Below are 20,445 nucleotides of genomic sequence, written 5' to 3'. Positions count from 1 at the left end.
CAATGTGCACGATACACATGATGTGTATCGTGCACATTCGTTGATCGCAGCAGGTCGACCACGCCGGGTCGACCACGCCGAATCGACGGCGGCAGGTCGACCCGCGGCACGTCGACCGCGACATTCACCCGGCGAACCCTGGAGGCAGTCCGTGACCGGTCCGAGCGGCATATCCGAGCCGAGCCCGGCGGGCGCTCCCGCTCACCCGCCCGGACCCGTGGACCGGGCCGGGTCGGTGGTGGCGGTGCTGGCCTTCTGCGGCGTGGTCGTGGCGCTCATGCAGACCCTGGTCGTGCCGCTGCTGCCCGAGTTGCCCGAGCTGCTCGACACCTCGCCCGCCAACGCGTCCTGGGTGGTCACCGCGACCCTGCTCTCCGGCGCGGTCTGCACCCCGGTGATGGGCAGGCTCGGCGACATGTTCGGCAAGCGCCGGATCCTGATCGTCAGCCTGGGCCTGATGGTCGTCGGCTCCGTGTTGTGCGCGCTGTCGGACTCGCTGCTCCCGATGGTGATCGGCCGCCTCCTCCAGGGCGCGTCGTTCGGCGTGATCCCGCTCGGCATCAGCATCATGCGCGACGAACTCCCGCCCGCGAAGCTGGGCTCCTCGATCGCGCTGATGAGCGCGACGCTGGGGATCGGCGGCGCGATCGGGCTGCCGGTGGCCGCGCTGATCGCGCAGCACGCCGACTGGCACATGATGTTCTGGGCGGCCGGCGCGATCGGCGCGCTGGACGTCGTGCTGGTGCTGCTCCTGGTGCCCGAGTCGCCGGTCCGCCTGCCGGGCCGCTTCGACTTCGCCGGCGCCGCGGGCCTGTCCGTCGGGTTGGTCGCGCTCCTGCTCGTGATCACCAAGGGCGCCGACTGGGGCTGGGGTGGTGCGACCACACTGGGCCTGCTCGCGGTCGCGGTCGTCGTACTGCTCGGCTGGGGATGGCTCGAACTGCGCACCGCGCAACCGCTGGTGGACCTGCGCATCTCGGTAAGGCCGCAGGTGTTGTTCACCAACCTCGCCTCGGTCGTGGTCGGCTTCGCGATGTTCGCCCAGTCGCTGGTGTTCCCGCAGGTGCTGATGAACCCGGAGAACACCGGTTACGGGTTGGGCAGGAGCATGGTCGTCGCGGGTCTGTGCATGGCGCCGTCCGGCATCGTGATGATGCTGGTGTCCCCGCTGTCAGCGCGGCTGTCCGCCGCCTACGGACCGAAGGTATCGCTGCTGGTGGGCACCCTGGTGATCGCGATCGGCTACGCGCTCTCGGTGTTCATGCTCGACGCCCTGTGGAAGATCGTCGCGATGACGGTGGTCTCGGCGCTCGGCGTCGCGCTGGCGTACGCGGCGATGCCGTCGCTGATCATGCAGGCCGTACCGATCGGCGAGACCGGCTCGGCGACCGGCCTGAACACGCTGATGCGATCGATCGGCACCTCGACCTCCAGCGCGGTGATCGGCGTCGTGCTGGCGAACATGACGATGCGCGCGGGCGGGCGCGAATTCCCCTCGCACGACGCGTTCGTGACCGCGCTGTGGTTGGGTTGCGGAGCAGCCGTCCTGGGCCTGTTCGTGGCGCTGTTCATCCCCGGACGCAAACCGGTCGAAGCCGCGCACATCCCGGCGCGGAAGCGAACGGACGACACCGAGGCGGTCCCCACGGCCGGCTGACGGCTCGGTAATTCCTCCGTCACACATGGCCAGAACCCGCCCGAGTAGCCGATGCTCGTAAGTCCTACCCCGGCGCCGACCACACCCTTGGGAGACCGCCACCCCGACTCCGCCTCTCGACAGGGAGACACGATGAGCCTTCCCACCTTCCGCGGATCACGCTCCTCCGGACCCGATCCGACCCCCGGACACGGGTGGACCAGCGAGACCGACTGGCAGCGGCAATCGTTGCCGACCGCTCTGCCCGAGGACTGGCCGGTCCTGGCCGGCGGTCTCGTGGTGGTCGCGGCGCACCCGGAGGACGCGCTCCTGGGTGTGGGCGGGCTCATCTCCCGTGCGGTGGCGGAGGGTTCGCGGGTACGGGTGGTCAGCGTGACCGACGGCGACGCGTCGCACCCGGGCAGCCGCTTACCGGGCTCCGTGCTCGCCGCCCGCCGGGTGCGCGAGTCCGACCGCGCGTTCGCCACGATCGTCGGCAATCCCGGCGGGGTGGCCCCGGTCGAGGTGATCCGACTGCGCGTCCCGGACCGTACGGTGAGCACGCACGAACGCGACGTGGTGGACCGCCTGATCCCACTCGTCGCCGACTTCGCGCTGTGCGTGGGCAACTGGCGGGAGGACGGCCTCGCCGATCACGAGAGCACCGGGCGCGCGGCCGACGTCGCGGCCCGCGAGACCGGCGTCGCGCTGCTGGAGTTCCCGCTGCGGATGTGGCAGTGGGCGCGACCGCAGGACAGCCGGGTGCCCTGGAGCCGGGCCCTGCGCGTCGACCTGACCGAGGTGCAACAGGCGCGCAAGGAACGGGCGTTGTCCTGCCTGGCCTCGCAGATAGCGCCGCTGGTCCCGGGTCGCGACGACCGGGTGCCGCTGCCCCCGGAGAAACTCGCCTACTTCCGCCGCCCCTTCGAGGTCGTCTTCCGCTGACCCGCCGGGCGCCGGGCCGAACAGCCGGCGAGTGCGGCGGGCGGGCCGCCCCGCCTCACACCGCGAAGCTCTCGCGTCCCGTCGCCAGGCCCTCCCGCAGCACCTTCAGGGTGTGCGTGAGCAGGCGCGAGACGTGCATCTGGGAGATGCCCAGGCGTTCGCCGATCTGGGCCTGGGTCAGATCGCCGGTGAACCGCAGCGCGAGGATGGTGCGCTCGCGCTGCGGGAGGCCGGCGATCAGCGGCTTGAGCGACTCGCGGTACTCGACCAGGTCGAGCGCGTGGTCGTCCCGCCCCATCCGCTCGCCGACCGTGACGGCGTCGCCGTAGGCGGACTCGTCGAGCGAGGAGGCGCTGTACGCCGAGCACGCCGCGAGTCCCTCCGCCACCTGCGCCTCGCTCAGGTCGAGCCGCCGCGCCAACTCGGCGGCGCACGGCTCTCGGCCGAGGTCGGCGGTCAGCGCGTCGTTGGCCCGCATCAGCTCGCCCCGCAGTTCGCGCAGCCGGCGCGGCACCCGCACGGCCCAGGAGGTGTCCCGGAAGAAGCGCTTGATCTCACCCGCGATGGTGGGCATCGCGTACGCCAGAAAGCCGGTCTTGCGGCCGCCGTCGTAGCCGTCGATCGCCTTGATCAGACCGATCGTGCCGACCTGGACGATGTCCTCCATCGGCTCGGCCCGGCGCCGGTAGCGTCCGGCGGCATGGCGCACGAGCGGCATGTTCAGCGCGACCAGGCACCCGCGCAGTTCGCTGTGCGTGCGGGTTCCGGGTTCGGTACGGGCCAGCCGGCGCAACATGCGCTCCCCGAGGTCGCGCGCCGCCATCGGGGCCAGGTCCTCGATCAGTATCGGCTCCAGGAGCACCTCGTCGACGCTCGGGACACCCTCCCGCGCCTCCTCGGCGACGCCGTCGTGCGCGGTCGTACGGTCGAGCCGAACGCTCATGCGCGTTCCCCTTCCCGAGTCGAGCCTACGCCTGGCGGCTTCTCGGCCCGCCGGCGAACAAACCTCTGGCTGCCACCGGGAAGGGGAACGCGCCCGGTCGTCGGACCGGGCGCGGGTGGTCAGCCCGGGATCATCAGCCGTTCGCGCAGCGACGCCAGGGTCCGGGCGAGAAGGCGGGACACGTGCATCTGCGAGATGCCGATCCGCTCACCGATCTGCGCCTGGGTCAGGTTGCCGTAGAACCGCATGACCAGGATGGCGCGCTCGCGCTGCGGCAGTTCGGCCAGCAGCGGGCGCAGTGCCTCGCGGTACTCGACCAGATCGAGCGCGTGGTCCTCGGAGCCGAGCCGGTCGCCGACCGTCTCCTGGCCGTCCGCGTCGCCGTAGGCGGTCTCGTCGAGTGAGGTCGCGGTGTACACCGTGCAGGCGTCCAGCCCTTCGAGCACCTCCTCCTCGGTGATGCACAGCCGCTCGGAGAGTTCGCGCGGCGTGGGCGTGCGGCCGTGCAGCGCGGTCAGTTCGTCGGTGGCGCGCAGCAGTTCGGTGCGCAGTTCGCGCAGCCGGCGCGGCACCCGCACGGACCACGAGGTGTCCCGGAAGAAGCGCTTGATCTCGCCGATGATGGTCGGCATCGCGTAGGCCATGAAGCTGCTGCCGCGATCCGCCTCGTAGCGGTCGATCGCCTTGATCAGGCCGATCGTGCCGACCTGGACGATGTCCTCGACCGGCTCACCCCGGCGCCGGTAGCGCCCGGCGGCGTGCCGGACCATCGGCAGGTTCAGCTCGACGAGCAGTCCGCGCAGGTACGAGTGGTCCACGGTGCCCGGTTCCAGCGTGGCGAGCCGGGCGAGCATCAGATCGCCCGCCGCCCGGGCCATCGGCGTGGGCAGCCGGGTGACCAGGTGCGGATGGGCCAGCAGGTCGTCCAGATCGACGGTCGGCGGTGGCGGTGGTGCGGCGGCGCGGGGTTCCGCGGTCGTGTCGAGGGTGCTCAGGCGCACGGCCATGCAGGGTCTCCCAATCCGGATGGATGGACACCGATAACCCCGAGCGACATCGAGTCTGTGACCTGAAGCACAGGAAGATCAAGAGCCCTCCGGGGGTACGTCCTGACGTCAGGATCGCGACATGCGGCCCCACCTCGGGAAACGACGGACCGACGAAACGGAAAAAACGAGCGAAAGCAGCCCATACGGCGCAGTGAAACCGGACATGGAGCAATCAAACGGCTGCCAAACGTGTCCGAAAAGCGCCACGAACCACCACCCGAATGCTCGGGTGGTGGTTCGTGTGGTTCGGGCCGATCGAGAAAACGATCGAGTTGGTTCGAAATCGATCGGCTCCGATCCGCTCGGATCGCTCCGACGCGGATCGGGCCGGGTCAGCCCAGTTCGAGCAGCAGGTCGCCGGCCTCGACCGAGGACACCGCGCCGATCGCCAGCCGGGCCACGGTGCCCGCGCTCTGCGCGGTGATCGACGCCTCCATCTTCATCGCCTCGATGGTCGCCACCGTGCCGCCGGCCTCGACCTCGTCGCCCACGGCCACCTGGAGGGTGACCACACCGCTGAACGGCGCGGCCACGTGCTTCGGGTTGTCCGGGTTGGCCCGCTCGCTCTCCGGACGGGCCGGCTTGACCGAGCGGTCGCGCACCGAGAGCACCCGCGGCTGGCCGTTCATCCGGCAGTACACGGTGCGGAAGCCGCGCTCGTCGGCGTCGCCGACCGCCTCGACCGCGAGGTAGAGCGAGACCCCCGTGGACAACTTGATGGCCAGTTCCTCGCCCTGGACCAGGCCGTACAGGAACGGCACGGTCGGCACCGCGGAGACGTCGCCGTACAGCCGCTCGGCCTCGTCGTAGTCCTTGGCCGGGCCGGGGAACAGCAGTCGGTTGAGCGTGTCGCGCAGTTCGTCGCCGTCCAGCGCGGCGTCCTGCTCCGGGGTCAGCTCCACCGTGCGCGCCGCGCTCGCGGTGCGGCCCGCGAGGGCACGGGTGCGGAACGGCTCGGGCCAGCCCCCGGGCGGGGTGCCCAACTCGCCCTGGAGGAAGCCGATCACCGAGTCCGGCACGTCGAACGCGCCGGGGTCGGCCTCGAACTTGGCCGGGTCGGCGCCCACCGCGCTCAGGTGCAGCGCGAGGTCGCCGACCACCTTGCTGGACGGGGTGACCTTGACGATGTTGCCCAGGATCCGGTTCGACGCCGCGTAGGCGTCCTCGATGTCCTCGAACTTGTGGCCCAGGCCCAGCGCGATGGCCTGCTGGCGCAGGTTGGAGAGCTGGCCGCCGGGGATCTCGTGCCGGTAGACCCGGCCGGTGGGCGCGGGCAGGCCGGACTCGAACGGCGCGTACGCCTCGCGCACCGCCGCCCAGTAGGGCTCCAGCGCGCACAGCGCGTCCAGGGACAGGCCGGTGGCGCGCTCGGTGTAGTCGGTCGCGGCCACGATCGCGGACAGCGGCGGCTGGCTGGTGGTCCCGGCCAGCGCGGCCGAGGCGCCGTCGATCGCGTCGACCCCGGCCTCGACGGCGGCGAGGTAGGTGGCCAACTGGCCGCCGGCGGTGTCGTGGGTGTGCAGGTGCACCGGGAGGTCGAAGCGCTCGCGCAGCGCCCCGATCAGGGTGCGGGCGGCGGGCGCCCGGAGCAGGCCGGCCATGTCCTTGACGCACAACACGTGTACGCCGGCCTCGACCAGTTGCTCGGCGAGCCGCAGGTAGTAGTCCAGCGTGTACAACTGCTCGGCCGGGTTGGACAGGTCGCCGGTGTAGCACAGCGTGCCCTCGGCGATCGCGTGCGTGCCGAGCGTGGCCTCGATCGCCGGACGCATCGCCTCGATGTCGTTGAGCGCGTCGAAGATGCGGAACACGTCGATGCCCGTGCGGGCGGCCTCCTCGACGAACCGCACGCACACCTTGTCCGGGTACGGCGTGTACCCGACGGTGTTGCGACCGCGCAGCAACATCTGGATGTTGAGGTTGGGCATGCCCTCGCGCAGCGCCGCCAGGCGGTGCCACGGATCCTCCTTGAGGAAGCGCAGCGCGACGTCGTAGGTCGCCCCGCCCCACGCCTCGACGCTGAGCAGCTCCGGCGTCAGCCGAGCGACGTAGGGCGCCGCGGCGGCCAGGTCGTAGGTGCGCACCCGGGTCGCCAGCAGCGACTGGTGCGCGTCGCGGAAGGTGGTGTCGGTGATCGCCAGCGCGGTCTGCTCGCGCAGCGCCCGGGCGAAACCGGCCGCGCCCAGCTCCAGGAGCCGGTCCCGGCTGCCCGCGGGCAGGTCGCCGGCGGGCAGCTCGGGCAGCTTGGTGCGCGGCACCGCGATGCTCGGGGTCGGGCCGTACGGGCGGTTGACCGTGACGTCGGCCAGGTAGGCCAGCAGCCGGGTGCCGCGGTCGGCACCCGGGCGGGAGCGGACCAGTTCGGGGTGCTCGTCGATGAACGACGTGGTGATCCGGCCCTGGCGGAAGGCCGGGTCGTCGAGCACGGCCTGCAGGAACGGGATGTTGGTGGCGACGCCGCGGATGCGGAACTCGGCCACCGCGCGCCGGGCCCGGTTGACCGCGTCGCCGAAGGTCCGGCCCCGGCAGGTCAGCTTGACCAGCATCGAGTCGAAGTAGGGCAGCACCTCGGCGCCGGTGTAGGTACCGCCGTCCAGGCGCACGCCCGCGCCGCCGGGCGAGCGGTAGGCGGACACGGTGCCGGTGTCGGGGCGGAAGTCGGCCGCGGGGTCCTCGGTGGTGATCCGGCACTGCAGGGCCGCGCCCTGGATCCGGATCTCGCTCTGTACCAGGCCGAGATCGGTCAGGCTCGCGCCGGCGGCGACCCGCAACTGGGCCTGCACCAGGTCGACGCCGGTGATCTCCTCGGTGACCGTGTGCTCGACCTGGATGCGCGGGTTCATCTCGATGAACACGTACCGGCCGCGCTCGTCGAGCAGGAACTCCACGGTGCCCGCGTTGCGGTAGCCCACGGCCTCCGCGAAGCGCACCGCGTCGGCGCAGATCCGGTCCCGCAGTTCGGGGTCCAGGTTGGGCGCGGGCGCGATCTCGACGACCTTCTGGTGCCGCCGCTGCATCGAGCAGTCCCGCTCGTACAGGTGCACGACGCCGCCGTCGGCGCCGGCCAGGATCTGTACCTCGATGTGGCGCGGGCGGATCACCGCCTCTTCCAGGAAGACGGTGGGGTCGCCGAAGGCGGTCTGCGCCTCGCGCATCGCGGTCTCGATCGAGGAGCGCAGGTCCTCGCGGCGGTCCACCTTGCGCAGCCCTCGGCCGCCGCCGCCGGCGGCGGCCTTGACGAAGATCGGGAAGCCGATCGTGTCCGCGGCGGCCACCAGCGCGTCCACGTCGTCCTGCGGCGGCGCGGTCTGCAGCGTGGGCAGGCCGGCGCCCTTCGCGGCCTCGAGCGCGCGCACCTTGTTTCCCGCGAGCGAGAGCACCTCGGCCGAGGGGCCGACGAAGGTGATCCCGTTGGCCTCGCACGCCTCGGCGAGCAGCGGGTTCTCGGACAGGAAGCCGTAGCCGGGGTAGATCGCGTCGGCACCGCACGCGATCGCCGCGCCGACGATCGTGTCGACGTCGAGGTAGGCGCGCAGCGGATGACCCCGCTCGCCGATCTCGTAACTCTCGTCCGCCTTCTGGCGATGCAGCGAGTGCCGGTCCTCGTACGCGTAGACGGCGACCGTGGTGATGTCGAGCTCGGTGGCGGCGCGCAGGGCGCGCACGGCGATTTCGCCTCGGTTGGCCACCAACAGCTTACGGATCACGAGCTACGTACCTCCTTGCCCGGGGTGTCCGGGTGCGGGGGAAATCGGACGGGTGCCTCGGGACGACAGGGTGCCGTGCCCTGGGTGGAGCGGCGGCATCGGGGTCGAACCTGCGTGACTTTAGGACACGTGTGCAGGTGCCCCGCAGGCCCGGTCCACATGCCGGGCACATCGGACCCGACCGAATTCCCGGTCCCACCTGCGAATTCCGGGTTCGTCGGGGGTGGTGTGAGCTTGATCGCAGCCCGCATCGCGAGACGTGGCGGCATTGTCGCGCCGGGCGGAAGCCGCGACGATCTGTGCGGGACCGCACCGCGGACCGGGAAATGTCGGATCATGCCGGGAGCCGGGAGACGTCCCGGGGGGACGAGCCGGGAATGGGGAGCGCCGTGAGGGTTCGGATGGGCGTGGTGGTCGCGGTCGCGGCCGTCGTGCTGCCGGTGGCCGCGTGCAACGACGACGGCGGTACGAAGGCGGACGGCGCGAAGAGCCCGAGCCCGACCGCGGCCGGCGCGGGCGCGGGCGCGGGCGGCGATTTGCGGGCGGTGGACGCGTGTGGGGTGCTCACCGCGGAGCAGGTCTCGCAGGCGCTGGCGATGCCGGGGCTGCGGGCCGCGCAGAATCCGCTGGGCTGCGACTACGCGGCGGCCGACGGGGCTCCGGTGATCAGCACGATCGCGACCCGCTCGAAGACCTCGGGCGGTGTGGACAAGGCAATGGACGCCTACCTGGGCACGCTGGGCGACACCCGGACCGAGAAGGTGCCGGGCGTGGCCGACGCGGCGGTGTACGTACAGCCCGACACGATCGGTGGCGTGCTGGTGATCGCGGCCCGTCGCGGCGACGAGACGGCGGTGTTCTCGCTCAACGCGGGCGGCGGCGACCCGCCGCCGACCAAGGACCAGTTGGTCACGCTGGCGAAGCTCGCGGTGGCCAAGCTGTGACACGCCCATCACCGTGAGCATAGGGCTCCGAGCCGGGCCGGGGAACATCGCGGTCGACACAGTGTGAAGGAATCCCGACGTTCCGTGATCGCGGCGGGTCCCGATCACGCTCGATCGCGCCGATCTCGCGCGCGGGTCGGTCCGCGCGCCGATTTCGCACCGATGAGGGACCAATGGCCCGGCTGTTTCCCGCATCGGCGGGAACATGATGGGCAGGGGAGATTTACATACCCGGGCGCGGTGGGGACCGACAGGCGCCGACGGGTCCGTGCAACGTGTAGCGGGAGCGACGACTTGACTGATCTCCTGACCACCCCCGGACCGCGGCGCGAACGCTTCGAGCGTGACGCCGTGCCGTTCCTGGACCCGCTCTACCCGGCCGCGCTGCGCATGACCCGCAACGCCTCGGACGCCGAGGACCTGGTCCAGGAGACGTTCACGAAGGCGTACGCGTCCTTCCATCAGTTCCGCGACGGAACGAACCTGAAGGCCTGGCTGTACCGGATCCTCACCAACACCTTCATCACCTCCTACCGCCGGAAACAGCGGCAACCGGTGGCGTCGGGCGTGCAGGAGATCGAGGACTGGCAGCTCTACCGGGCCGGAACGCACGAGTCGACCGGGCTGCGGTCGGCGGAGACCGAGGCGTTGGACCACCTGCCGGACTCGCAGGTGGTGGCCGCACTGCGGGCGTTGCCCGAGGAGTTCCGGGTCGCGGTGTACCTGGCCGATGTGGAGGGCTATCCGTACAAGGACATCGCCGCGTTCATGGGCGTCCCGCTCGGCACGGTGATGTCGCGCCTGCATCGGGGTCGGCGCCGGCTGCGCGAGGCGTTGGCGGACTACGCGCGCGAGCGCGGGCTCGTCGTCGCGGCGTAGTCCGCGGTCGCCTGCGGCGGGGTCTGCCGCCGAGGTGACGCCTACAGGTACTTCTGGACCTCGGGCAGCAGGTCGCTGAACGTGTTGCCCTTGGCCGAGCGGCCGATCGCGGTGAGCACCCAGCCGTCACCGCCGCGCGCGAGCTTGACCATGATCTGCGCGTTGTCGTGCGAGTCGGTGGTGGAGAGTTCGTAGCGCACGAGTTCACTCTCGTCGCGCTCGTCCACCAGCCGGCAGAACGCGTTGGCGACCCGGGAGAAGTCGTCGCTGGTGAACGCGCTGACCGTGAAGACCAGCGCCGTCACGCGCAGCGGCAGCGCGGCGAGGTCCACGATGATCGACTCGTCGTCACCCTCGCCGGCCCCGGTGGTGTTGTCCCCGGTGTGCGTGACCGCGCCGTCCTTGGAGACCAACTGCCTGGGCCACACGGTGTCCACGAGATGGTGATCGGCGTCGAACAGCAGGCACGACGCGTCCAGGTCGACGCCGGTGAGCGCCTGCAGCCCCGGCCGCAGCCCCTCGTGCTTGATCGGGTCCCAGCCCAGTCCCATCCGGACCCGGGCGACCGAACCGGCCTCGCCCTTGCCGATGGTGACGCGCTCCCCCTGTGCGAGAACAACCGTCATCGCAACTCCCCTCCGCGGTGGTTCCCCGATGCCGCGCCTCGTCGACGGACGCGGCGCGTTGACGCAGAGCATCCTAGGGCGTGCCCGCGCTGCGCCGTCGGGGGCTCCGAGGCCGGCGGCACACCTTTTCCGCTGCTCGCTGCCGCACGGTTGGCCGCGCACTCCGCGCGATCGGCGGCGCCAGGCCGAAGCAGCGCGATCACACGGAGCGCATCACTCGCTCCATGGGGTGATGGCGACCTTCGGCGACGGGCGGGCGGTGTCGGGCGAGCGGCGTCAGGCCGTGCTGCCCGGGCGGGGCGTGCCCGACGTGCTCGTGCGGTCGGGGATCTCGATCACGTCGGCGGCCGGCGGCACGGTCACCTTGACCGGGACGTCGAAGTCGCCGTAGCTGATCGACCCGCTGTTGGTCGAACCCTTGGACACGATCAGCACCGGGTACGGCTTGCCGCCCTGGGCCTCGATGTAGACCTTGCCGCCGGTGCTCCCGGGCGGGCCGGTGAGCGGAATCATCCTGCGGTTGTCGATCGTCTCGGTGGGCAGCTTGACGCCGTCCTCGGGGAAGTCCTTCAAGGCCGTGCCGGGATCGGCGACGGTGGTGATGCTGCGGACGCCGCGCAGTTTCTCGCTGTTGACGTCGCCCTTGAGCCATTTGCCGGCGAGCAGCTTGGCGGCGAGTTCGCCGTCCACGGTGCCGACCAGCGAGCGGTACGCCCGCTCGTCGCCCTTGACGTACATGTCGGAGCCGACCCGGCGCACGTCCAGCCGGACGTCGTTCTCCTGGATGGTGCCCTGGAAGTCCTCGCTGCCGCGGTCCACGCGCAGGTCGAGCCGCATCGCCTTGCCGCCGGAGACGATGTCCGCCACCACGTGCACGGTCTTGAGGTTGGTCGCGGACTGCTTTGCCCGGCGCGCCAGTTCGCCCGCGTCGAGGTCCTCGTTGCGGACGTTCTCGTCCAGTCCGGAGCCCGCCGGCTCGGTCACCGGAGCGGTCGGCGACGTCTTCTCGATGGTCGACAGCGGGCTCTCGGCGCTCGCGCACGCGGTCAGCGCGCCGAGCGATACGCACACCGCCGCAACGGCCGAGATCCTCAGTGTCCTCGCGCGATTTCGACGCACAACCACTCCTTGCTCCACCGATTGTCCTGCCCCTGGGACGGGCCGACCCCCCAGCCGGTTCCCCCGCCCCACTCACCCCCACGCTATGCGCCGACCCACCCGTTGTCCCGGGGGAATCCCTTGGCGCGCGACGACGCGCGACGCGGGATCGCCCGCCGTCGCGGGTGCCGCGCGGCGCGCGGACGCCGGGCCGGGGCGCGGGTTCGGTCGACGGCGCCTGACGCGGCCCCGCGCGCACTAGCATCGGCGGGTCGGTTGTCGTGGCTGGAGGTTGGTTCGTGTCTGCTCTCGTCTCGCTTGACTCACCCGTGCCGGATCGGTTCGACGCGGTCACGGTGGCCGGGGAGGCGATGTCACGCGAGGCGCTGTTCGGGGCCGCGACGGCGTTGGCGGATCGCATCGCGGGCGCGCCGGCCGTCGCGCTGCGCGCGGACGCGAGTTCGGCCACCGTGGTGGCCACGCTGGCCGGCCTGATCGCGGGCGTCCCGGTGGTCCCGGTCCCGCCCGACTCGGGTCCGCTGGAGCGCGCGCACATCCTGTCCGACTCGGGCGCGGTACTGCTGCTCGCGCCGGGCCCGTGGACCGACACCGGGTTGGCGACCATGCCGGTGGACGTCACCGCGCGCTCGGCGAGCACACACCGGGAGCCGGCGCCGGACACCACCGCGCTGATCCTGTACACGAGCGGCACCACGGGTCCGCCGAAGGGCGTGCTGATCCCGCACGCGGCGATCGCGGCCGGCCTGGACGGCCTCACCGAAGCGTGGGTGTGGACGCCGGACGACGTCCTGGTCCACGGCCTGCCGCTGTTCCACGTGCACGGCCTCGTGCTGGGCGTACTCGGCGCGCTGCGCGTCGGCTCGCGGGTGGTGCACACCGGCCGGCCCACGCCGGAGGCGTACGCGCGGGCCGGCGGGAGCATGTACTTCGGCGTGCCCACGGTGTGGTCGCGGGTCACGCGGGACGAGGACTCGGCACGCGCGCTCGCGGGCGCGCGGTTGCTGGTGTCCGGGAGCGCGCCGCTGCCCGTCCCGGTGTTCGAGCGGCTGACCGAACTCACCGGGCACCGGCCGATCGAGCGGTACGGCATGACCGAGACGCTGATCACGATCAGCACTCGGGCGGACGGCGAGCGCCGACCCGGCTTCGTCGGATCGCCGATCGCGGGCGTACGCACCCGACTGGTCGGCGAGGACGGGTCCGCGTGTCCGTACGACGGCGAAACGGTCGGCGAGTTGCAGATCGATTCGCCGACCCTGTTCCAGGGCTACCTGAACCGCCCCGACGCGACCGCCGAGACGCTGACCCCGGACGGCTGGTTCCGCACCGGCGACGTCGCGGTGATCGACGCCGAGGGCCGGCATCGCATCGTCGGCCGGGCGAGCACCGACCTGATCAAGACCGGCGGCTACCGGGTCGGCGCGGGCGAGGTGGAGGCTTCGCTACTGGCCCACCCGGCCGTCCGGGAGGCGGCGGTGATCGGCGTCGCGCACCCCGATCTGGGCCAGGAAATCGTCGCCTTCGTGGTTTCCGGCGCCGAGGTGACGGAGCGTCAGCTCATCGACCACGTCGCGACGACCCTGTCCGCCCACAAACGCCCCCGGCGCGTCCTGTTCGTCCCCACGCTCCCCCGCAACGCCATGGGCAAGGTGCAGAAGAAACAACTGACCCCCTGACCCACGCACGATGCGTGCCGAGGCCTCGGTCGCGGCGGGGGATCGAAGACGGCCACGCACCGGGCGTACCGAGGCCTCGGTCGCGGCGGGGGATCGAAGCGGCCACGCACCGGGCGTGCCGAGGCCTCGGTCGCGGCGGGCAAGCGAGGCCGGCCGTGCGCCGGGTGACACGGGGCGTCAGTCGCGGCGGGCGATGAGGCTCGTTTCCGGGAGGCGGACCAAGGGAATCCGGCGGTCGGTGCGGGTCTGGTAGTTGTTGTAGTACTCGCGGTCGGTGGTGAGCGCGGCCCAGGTCTTGGTGTACTCGTCGCCGTCGAGGATCTCGGCGGTGCTCCAGTACGTGGCGTGCTGGACGCGGACCAGCAGTTGCGGGTTGGCCGTGCGGTCGGACAGGTTCACGTACCAGGACGGGTGCTTGGCGGCGCCGGCGAAGGAACCGACCACGACGCGGTGGCCGTTCTCGTCCGCCCAGAACGGGAGCGCGACCTTGTGCAGCTTGCCGCTCTTGCGGCCGACCGTGTGCACGAGGACGTGGTTCATCCCGGCCAGGAGCCAGACGTCGTCGCCGTCCGACTGCTCCATCTGCGAGACGTGCTCCTTGGTGAAGAGAACGATCTCCTCGGGCGAGGGCTCGATGAACTCGTCGTTCTTCTGTTCCACCATGATCGTTTTCGCTCCCGGGAAGGCACGCGCGGCAGTTCGGTTGCGCGACTCTAGTCGGGCCCCCGCCAACCATCAATGGCCGTTCGGGCATCCCGCGACGTGGGCCGCGTCACGACGCGACGGCCCCCCGCTCGGCCACCGACGCGGCCGTTCGAACGAGACTCGCCACGGCCGCCGAGCGCGATTGCCCGGGCCAGGCGATGGCCAGAACCGCGGGTGGGACGTCCGCGACCGGCCGGTAGACCACGCCCGGACGGGGATAGCGGGCGGCGACGGAGACGGGTAGCAGCGGGATCCGGCCGCCCAGTGCCACGAGCGCGAGCACCTGGGCGAGGTCACGGCCCTGACGGCGGCTCTCGTCGATGAACCCGTCCACGTCGCCGGGGCGCAGGCCGAGGTCGGCGAGGGTCAACTCCTCCCGCCCGGCGTGCGGGTGGCCGGCGGCGAGGGCGGCCACCCGCGGTTCGGCGACCAAGACCTCCGCGTCCAGGCCGGTGCGGTCGAACGGCTCGTACACCAGGGCCACATCGGCCTCGCCCCGGCGCAGGAGCCCCGGCTGTTCGTGCCAGGCGCACAGTCGGACGACGACCGGCACGGCCCCCGTCTCGGCCCCGTACCGCGCCAGGATCGGCTCCAACAATCCCCCGTCCCCGTCGGCCTTGACCGCGAGCACCAGTTTCGGCTCGGTATCGGCCGCGCGCCGAGCGCGCCGCCCGGCCGCGTCCAAGGCGTCCAGCGCGGGCCTCGCCTCCGCGAGCAGCACCGCTCCGGCCGGGGTCAGCGCCACACTGTGCGTGGTCCGCTCGAACAAGGTCACACCCAGTTCCGTCTCCAACCCCCGGATCGCGCGGGACAGCGGCGGCGGGGAGATCCCCAACCGCTCGGCGGCGCGGGCGAAGTTCAGTTCCTCGGCGACGGCGACGAAGTAGCGCAGCGGGCGGGATTCCAAGTCCTCCCCCTCCGTTCGGTATTGCCCCGAGGGTAACAAGCGGGAGCGGATCGGTCCTTCAGTTCGGGCGCTCCACCCGGCAGGCTCGAGGACATCCCCTCGAACACCTCTCCTGGAGTTTTCGTGATCGTCGTCACCACCCCGACCGGACAAATCGGCGGCGGGCTCCTGGCCCGCCTCCTCGACGCCCCGAACGACATCCCGGCGATCCGGGTGATCGCCCGTGACCCCGCCCGCCTCTCCCCACGCGTCCGCGAACAGGTCGAGGTGGTGACGGGTTCGCACGCGGACCCCGCCGTGCTGAAGCAGGCGTGCGCGGGTGCCGACCGAATCTTTTGGCTGGTGCCGCCGACGCCCGGAGCGGGGAGCGTCGAAGGCCACTTTCGCGACTTCACCGAGCCGCTGCGCGAGGTGGTGGGCGGCCACGGCATCCGCCGGGTCGTCGGCGTCTCCACCCTCGGGCGCGGCGTGGCGAAGAACGCCGGACAGATCTCCGCCTCGCTCGCCATGGACGAGACGATCACCGCCATGGATGTGCACTACCGGGCGCTGTGTCCGCCCTTCCTGATGGAGAACCTGCTGGGCCAGGTCGAGGCGATCCGGCACACGGGGACATTCTTCCTGGCCGCCCACCAGGACCGCGTCCTGCGCACCTGCGCCACCCGGGACATCGCCGACGCGGCGGCCCGACTGCTCCTCGACGACTCCTGGACCGGGGCGCGGGACGTGCCGCTGGTCGGCCCCGACGACTTGTCCCCCGAGGGCATGGCGAGGGTCGCGTCCGAGGTGCTGGGCCGGCCGGTACGTGCGCAACGGACGAGCAGCGCGGACTACAAGGCGGCCATGCTCGGCCACGGGGTGGGCGAGGCCTGGGCGCAGGGACTCGCCGACATGGCCGAGTCGCTGGACGCCCAGGGCTACTACGGCGCCGACGCGCCGACCACTCCCGACGACGCGCCGACCACATTCCGCCGATGGTGCGAGGAGGTGCTGCGGCCGGCCGTGGCGTCCTGAGGTCGAGGGGCGACTCCCCTTTGCCCGCGCTCGGTCCGGCGCGCCGCCGGGGCGCTGATGCCTGCCGACGACCACCGGCGACCGTCGACGGCGGCCGAGCCGATCGAGGAGGGTTCGGCGGTGGACGAGGCGGCTACGGCCGGGTGAACGCCGGGCTGTTGCTGTCCGCGGGGAGGTCGGCCAGGGGCTCGGCGAGTTCCGCGTGGGTCGGGCCGACCTCGGCCGCCAGCGCGTCCAGCGCGGGCAGGTCGAAGCCGTACAGCGTCGCCGCGTTGCCGGCCAGGATCGCGCGCAACTCGGTCGGCGAGGCGTCGTGGAAGGACCGGCGCAGCGCCTCCCGCGTGTACGGATAGGTGCCCTCGTCGTGCGGGTAGTCCGCGCCCCACATGTAGCGGTCGATGCCCAACTCGTGCCGCGCCAGCGCCTCCGTCGGCGACGGGAAGCTCGCGCCCACCCAGCAGTTGCGGGCGAAGTACGCGCTGGGCGGCTCCGGCAGCCGATCGGCCTCGGTGTACTTGAGTTCACCGATGCGACCGGTGGCCATCTGCGCGTGGTAGCCGTCCAACTGCCGCAGCAGCGGCGGAATCCAGGCCGCGCCCTGCTCGGTGACGGCGAACTTGAGCCCGGGGAAGCGCGCGAACGCCCCGGACAGCAGCATGTGGGTCAGCGGCCGACGGGAGAACAGCGTCGCCTCGGCGATCCACAGGAACGTCGCGGCGGGGTGGTCGCCGTAGTCCGGGCTGCCCGACCCGCCGTGGTTGACCACCGCCAACTCCAGGTCCTGGCACACCTCCCAGAGCCGGTCCCACTCCGGCGCGTACAGCGGCAGGATGCCGCTCACGTCCGGTGGTGTGGTCGGGATCAGGATGCCCGCGAGCCCCTGCTCCTTGGCCCACACCGCCTCGGCGACCGCGTCCTCGACGTCGTTCAGGAACACCTGGGCCAGCCCGGCCCGACGCACCGCGTTCGCCCCGCCGCACCACTGGGCGAGCCACCGGTTGTGCGCCCGGATCCCGGCCAGCCGGCGGGCGTAGGAGCGTGCCGACGGCGGACGGGCGAGCAGTTGCCCGGTCGGGAAGAACGGCGGCACCGTGTTGGGGAACACCACCTCGGCGACGATGCCGTCCGCGGCCAACTCGGCGATCCGCCGGTCGTCGTCCCAGTTGCGGGTGCGGCCGTCGCCCTGGAGGTCTCGGAACGGGTTGCGGTAGCGCTCCCGCCAGTCGTCGAACTCCGCGCGCCAGGACGGGTCCAGGAATTCGCGATAGGTGTCCATCCCGGCGCCGGCGTGCCCGTCCGCCGAGATGATCGTGTGCCGATCCGACACGGCCCTCACCCCTTTCCGTCCAGCTTGAACACCCGCATCGCGTTCTCCCGCAGGAACTTCGCCCGCACCTCGGGCTTGAACGGCACCTGCGGCAGTTCCCGGAAGATCCGCTCCAGGGACAGGCCCATCGGGTAGTAGCCCGCGTACATCACCTTGTCCGCGCCGCGCGTGTTGGCGTAGTCGACGATCGCCTTGGGGTAGTACTTCGGCGCGAACGCCGACGTCATGTAGTACAGCCCCGGCCACTTGAGCATCAGCTTGACCGCGAGGTCCTCCCACGGCTCCGCGCCGTGGCGCATCACGATGCGCAACTCCGGAAAGTCGTAACAGACCTGGTCGAAGTGCATGACGTCCTGACACGCGGACGGCACGCGCGGGCCGGCGATGCCCGCGTTGGAGACGATCGGCAGGTCCAGGTCGATGCAGGTCTGGTAGATCGGGTAGTAGCGCCGATCGCTCACCGGCACCTGCGGGTTGCAGCCGGCCGGGAACGTGGTCACCGCGACGATGTGGTGCTCCTCGTACGCCCGGCGGATCCGGCGGACCGCGGTGGTGATGTCGTTCGGGTCCACCTCCAGCGTGGGCCGGAACCGGTCGGGGTGCTCGGCGATCGCCCGCAGCGCGGTCTCGCTCATCCCGACCAGGCCGATCTCGACGCCGCAGGCGTCCATCTGCCCGAGCGTCACCGCGATCGGGTCGACGCCCTCGTCCAGGTGGTTCGGCACCCCCTTGAACATGTACTCGGCGGGGAACTCCATCTCGCCGCTCTCCGCGTCGCGCAGTTGCGGCTTCAGGAAGTCGTAGTGGCTCTTGGCCTGTGCGCTGGGGAAACCGATCATCAAGTCGATCGCCCCCGCCCCGGCCGTGGACCCGACTGCGGACATGGCAAAACCCCCTGCGCCATCAAGTTGATTGACTCCATCAACTTAACAGCAGCAGGGGGTATCGGCCATAGCCATCGAGGGCGTCAGCGGTTGCTCATCGCCTGCTTGATCAGGGTCCGCCCGAAGTCCCACATCAAACCGGTGCCCTTGTGCGCGTCGTCCATCACGTCCACGAACCCGGCGACGAAGTGCTCCACGTCCTCGGGCCCCACGACGTACGGCGGCAGCAGCTTGATCACGTCCATGTGATCGCCCGCGACCTGGGTCAGCACCCGGTGCCGCTGGAAGAGCGGTACCACCACCATCTGCGCGAACAACCCGTGCCGGGCCGCCTGCAACGCCGTCCACCCGGCGCGCAGCTTGAGCGAGCGCGGCTTCCCGAACTCCAGGCCGATCATCAGGCCCCGCCCGCGCACCTCGGCGAACAGCTCGTACTTGTCGATCAGCGGGGCCAGCCCGGCCACGAACGCGTCGCCCATCCGCGCGCTGTTGCCGATCAGGTCCTCGTCGTCGAGCACCGCCAGGGTGGCCAGACCCGCCGCCATCGCCTGGTTGTTGCCGCCGAACGTGCAGTCGTGTACGAGCACGCGGTCCATCGTCGAGTAGACCTTCTTGAACACCCAGTCCCGGGTCAGCGTCGCGCCGATCGGCACGTATCCACCCGACAGCGCCTTGGCGACCGTGACGATGTCCGGCTCGACGCCGTCCTCCCACTGGTACGCGAAGAACTTGCCGGTGCGGCCCATCCCGGTCTGCACCTCGTCGGCGATCAACAACGCGCCGTGTTCGCGCAACAACCGCTGCGCGGCGGCCAGCCAGCCCGGCGGCGGCGCCAGCACGCCCTTGCCCAGGATCGGCTCGATGATCAGCGCCGCGACGTCGCCGCGCTTCAACTCCCGGGCCAGCGCGTCCAGATCACCCAGCGCGATGCCCACGTCCGGCAGCAGCGGCTCGAAGCCCTTGCGGAACTCGGCCGCGCCGTTGACCGAGAGCGCGCCCGTGGTCAGCCCGTGGAAGGCGTGGTCGATGTAGACGATCCGCCGCCGCCCGGTGGCGAAACGGGCGAACTTCAGCGCCGCCTCGACCGCCTCCGTCCCGCTGTTGCAGAAGTACACCCGGTCCATCCCCGGCGCCCGGGCCAACAGCCGGTCGGCCAGCGCGGCGGCCAGCGGCGGGGTGTGGAAGTGCACGATGTCCGGCAGGTCGAGCGCGATCACGTCCTGCATCGCCTTGCGCACGACGGGGTGGTGCCGGCCCACGCCGTAGGTGCCGAACCCGGACAGGAAGTCCAGGTACCGGTCGCCCCTGTCGTCGTACAGGTACGGCCCCTCGGCCCGGACGTAATCGCGGTCCATGCCGATCGTCCGCAGCACGCGCGGGAGTTGCGGGTTGAGGTGCTTCGCGTGCAGCTCGAAGCCGCGGTCCGCGTACGCCTCGTACGTCTCACCCAGGTCGAACGTCATCGCCCGCCGTACCTCCTGACTTGGTTCGCTCGTCGTTGGCCCAGTCAAGCAGGGCCGGGGTCGCGTGGCGCAACGTTCGGAAGGCCTTGAAACCGTCCACCAGCAGGCGGGGCCGCAGCAGTTCCCGCTCCGGGGTGTCGGTGATCACCCGAACCACCCCGGCCGGCCGATCGCCCGCCGCCGCGAGCAGGTACGCCGACTCCATGTCTGCCGCCAGCACGCCGCGCTCGCGCAGCGCCTGCCGGGCCCGGCCCTTGACCAGACGGTCCACCGTCTCGATCGGACCGTGATGCAGTCTCAGCTTCGGCGAGACCCGCCGCATCCACTCCAACAACACTTCGGAGCCCGGCAGTTCGATCACCGTGCCATCCGAGCCGCGCACCTCGGAGGCGATCACCACGTCGCCCACCGCGACCTGCTCCCCCACGCCCGCGCCGAATCCCGCGACCGCGAGCGAGCCGTACTCGGCGGCCGGGAGCGCGGACAGGGCTCGCGCCCGGGCGCGAGCCTTGTCCGGTCCCATCCCCGCGCGCACCACGCGCACGTTGAAGGCGCCCATCAGCCCCGCCTCGACCGCGCGCATCTCGATGCGCAGCGGGGTGACCACCATCAGGGGCATGT

At 71.5% G+C, this 20,445-nt stretch carries 17 protein-coding genes; 6 read left to right on the top strand and 11 right to left on the bottom strand.

Annotated elements, in window-relative coordinates; genetic code table 11:
- Positions 1-277: 277 nt before the first annotated feature.
- Both ACWCPW_RS42750 and ACWCPW_RS42745 read left to right on the top strand, forming a co-directional pair.
- Positions 278-1,657 carry an MFS transporter gene (locus ACWCPW_RS42750; RefSeq protein WP_449767054.1) on the top strand — a complete coding sequence of 460 codons (1,380 nt, stop codon included), beginning with the start codon at positions 278-280 and terminating at the stop codon, positions 1,655-1,657.
- A 132-nt stretch (positions 1,658-1,789) separates the two neighbouring features.
- On the top strand, positions 1,790-2,581 hold the full coding sequence (locus tag ACWCPW_RS42745; RefSeq protein WP_449767026.1) for a PIG-L deacetylase family protein: 792 nt from the start codon (positions 1,790-1,792) through the stop codon (positions 2,579-2,581).
- 55 nt (positions 2,582-2,636) lie between these two features.
- On the opposite strand, the gene ACWCPW_RS42740 is transcribed toward ACWCPW_RS42745, so the two are convergent.
- The 3 genes from ACWCPW_RS42740 to ACWCPW_RS42730 form a co-directional block, all read right to left on the bottom strand.
- Positions 2,637-3,524, bottom strand: coding sequence for a SigB/SigF/SigG family RNA polymerase sigma factor (locus ACWCPW_RS42740; RefSeq protein ID WP_449767025.1), 888 nt, complete (start codon positions 3,522-3,524; stop codon positions 2,637-2,639).
- Between the two features lie 119 nt (positions 3,525-3,643).
- Positions 3,644-4,531 carry an RNA polymerase sigma factor SigF gene (locus ACWCPW_RS42735; RefSeq protein WP_395859658.1) on the bottom strand — a complete coding sequence of 296 codons (888 nt, stop codon included), beginning with the start codon at positions 4,529-4,531 and terminating at the stop codon, positions 3,644-3,646.
- Positions 4,532-4,905: 374 nt separating this feature from the next.
- Complete coding sequence (locus ACWCPW_RS42730) at positions 4,906-8,280, bottom strand: pyruvate carboxylase (RefSeq protein WP_449767024.1); 3,375 nt, start codon at positions 8,278-8,280, stop codon at positions 4,906-4,908.
- 389 nt (positions 8,281-8,669) lie between these two features.
- On the opposite strand from ACWCPW_RS42730, the gene ACWCPW_RS42725 reads away from it, so the two are divergent.
- Both ACWCPW_RS42725 and ACWCPW_RS42720 read left to right on the top strand, forming a co-directional pair.
- The gene (locus ACWCPW_RS42725; protein ID WP_449767023.1) at positions 8,670-9,224 is read left to right on the top strand and encodes a DUF3558 family protein; all 555 of its coding nucleotides are present in this window, start codon (positions 8,670-8,672) and stop codon (positions 9,222-9,224) included.
- Positions 9,225-9,518: 294 nt separating this feature from the next.
- Positions 9,519-10,103 (top strand): sigma-70 family RNA polymerase sigma factor, encoded by a 585-nt coding sequence (locus tag ACWCPW_RS42720; protein ID WP_449767022.1) that lies wholly within the window; start codon positions 9,519-9,521, stop codon positions 10,101-10,103.
- Positions 10,104-10,144: 41 nt separating this feature from the next.
- Here the strand turns inward: ACWCPW_RS42720 and ACWCPW_RS42715 are convergent, their stop codons facing one another.
- Together ACWCPW_RS42715 and ACWCPW_RS42710 are read right to left on the bottom strand one after the other, a co-directional pair.
- Positions 10,145-10,729 (bottom strand): TerD family protein, encoded by a 585-nt coding sequence (locus ACWCPW_RS42715; RefSeq protein WP_449767021.1) that lies wholly within the window; start codon positions 10,727-10,729, stop codon positions 10,145-10,147.
- Between the two features lie 276 nt (positions 10,730-11,005).
- On the bottom strand, positions 11,006-11,848 hold the full coding sequence (locus ACWCPW_RS42710) for a hypothetical protein (RefSeq protein WP_449767020.1): 843 nt from the start codon (positions 11,846-11,848) through the stop codon (positions 11,006-11,008).
- Positions 11,849-12,126: 278 nt separating this feature from the next.
- Between ACWCPW_RS42710 and ACWCPW_RS42705 the strand changes: the two genes are divergently transcribed.
- The gene (locus ACWCPW_RS42705) at positions 12,127-13,524 is read left to right on the top strand and encodes an acyl-CoA synthetase (RefSeq protein WP_449767019.1); all 1,398 of its coding nucleotides are present in this window, start codon (positions 12,127-12,129) and stop codon (positions 13,522-13,524) included.
- 177 nt (positions 13,525-13,701) lie between these two features.
- Here ACWCPW_RS42705 and ACWCPW_RS42700 read toward each other — a convergent pair whose 3' ends face one another.
- Together ACWCPW_RS42700 and ACWCPW_RS42695 are read right to left on the bottom strand one after the other, a co-directional pair.
- Entirely contained in the window at positions 13,702-14,187 is a 486-nt protein-coding gene (locus ACWCPW_RS42700; RefSeq protein ID WP_449767018.1) for a nitroreductase/quinone reductase family protein, read from the bottom strand.
- 109 nt (positions 14,188-14,296) lie between these two features.
- Positions 14,297-15,136 carry a LysR family transcriptional regulator gene (locus tag ACWCPW_RS42695; protein WP_449767017.1) on the bottom strand — a complete coding sequence of 280 codons (840 nt, stop codon included), beginning with the start codon at positions 15,134-15,136 and terminating at the stop codon, positions 14,297-14,299.
- 123 nt (positions 15,137-15,259) lie between these two features.
- Here ACWCPW_RS42695 and ACWCPW_RS42690 point away from each other — a divergent pair, with 123 nt between their 5' ends.
- The gene (locus tag ACWCPW_RS42690; RefSeq protein ID WP_449767016.1) at positions 15,260-16,150 is read left to right on the top strand and encodes an NAD(P)H-binding protein; all 891 of its coding nucleotides are present in this window, start codon (positions 15,260-15,262) and stop codon (positions 16,148-16,150) included.
- Positions 16,151-16,283: 133 nt separating this feature from the next.
- On the opposite strand, the gene ACWCPW_RS42685 is transcribed toward ACWCPW_RS42690, so the two are convergent.
- The 4 genes from ACWCPW_RS42685 to ACWCPW_RS42670 form a co-directional block, all read right to left on the bottom strand.
- A complete protein-coding gene (locus tag ACWCPW_RS42685) occupies positions 16,284-17,477 on the bottom strand; it encodes an amidohydrolase family protein (RefSeq protein ID WP_449767015.1) in 1,194 nt (397 codons plus the stop codon).
- A 5-nt stretch (positions 17,478-17,482) separates the two neighbouring features.
- Positions 17,483-18,361 carry an amidohydrolase family protein gene (locus tag ACWCPW_RS42680; RefSeq protein WP_449767014.1) on the bottom strand — a complete coding sequence of 293 codons (879 nt, stop codon included), beginning with the start codon at positions 18,359-18,361 and terminating at the stop codon, positions 17,483-17,485.
- 83 nt (positions 18,362-18,444) lie between these two features.
- Entirely contained in the window at positions 18,445-19,824 is a 1,380-nt protein-coding gene (locus tag ACWCPW_RS42675) for an aspartate aminotransferase family protein (RefSeq protein WP_449767013.1), read from the bottom strand.
- On the bottom strand, positions 19,805-20,443 hold the full coding sequence (locus ACWCPW_RS42670) for a phosphorylase family protein (RefSeq protein ID WP_449767012.1): 639 nt from the start codon (positions 20,441-20,443) through the stop codon (positions 19,805-19,807). Before ACWCPW_RS42670 ends, ACWCPW_RS42675 begins: the two co-directional genes overlap by 20 nt.
- Positions 20,444-20,445: the final 2 nt, after the last annotated feature.

The organism is Embleya sp. NPDC001921 (assembly GCF_053594475.1).
The sequence above is the reverse complement of the archived record's forward strand: the minus strand, read 5'-3'. Positions and strand labels throughout refer to the sequence as shown.

Bases quoted from the DNA above. Each gene is read 5' to 3' on its own strand.
- ACWCPW_RS42740 (WP_449767025.1), bottom strand. From the start codon at position 3,524: ATGAGCGTTCGGCTCGACCGTACGACCGCGCACGACGGCGTCGCCGAG.
- ACWCPW_RS42680 (WP_449767014.1), bottom strand. From the start codon at position 18,361: ATGTCCGCAGTCGGGTCCACGGCCGGGGCGGGGGCGATCGACTTGATG.
- ACWCPW_RS42675 (WP_449767013.1), bottom strand. From the start codon at position 19,824: ATGACGTTCGACCTGGGTGAGACGTACGAGGCGTACGCGGACCGCGGC.
- ACWCPW_RS42750 (WP_449767054.1), top strand. From the start codon at position 278: ATGCAGACCCTGGTCGTGCCGCTGCTGCCCGAGTTGCCCGAGCTGCTC.
- ACWCPW_RS42715 (WP_449767021.1), bottom strand. From the start codon at position 10,729: ATGACGGTTGTTCTCGCACAGGGGGAGCGCGTCACCATCGGCAAGGGC.
- ACWCPW_RS42670 (WP_449767012.1), bottom strand. From the start codon at position 20,443: ATGCCCCTGATGGTGGTCACCCCGCTGCGCATCGAGATGCGCGCGGTC.
- ACWCPW_RS42700 (WP_449767018.1), bottom strand. From the start codon at position 14,187: ATGGTGGAACAGAAGAACGACGAGTTCATCGAGCCCTCGCCCGAGGAG.
- ACWCPW_RS42745 (WP_449767026.1), top strand. From the start codon at position 1,790: ATGAGCCTTCCCACCTTCCGCGGATCACGCTCCTCCGGACCCGATCCG.
- ACWCPW_RS42735 (WP_395859658.1), bottom strand. From the start codon at position 4,531: ATGGCCGTGCGCCTGAGCACCCTCGACACGACCGCGGAACCCCGCGCC.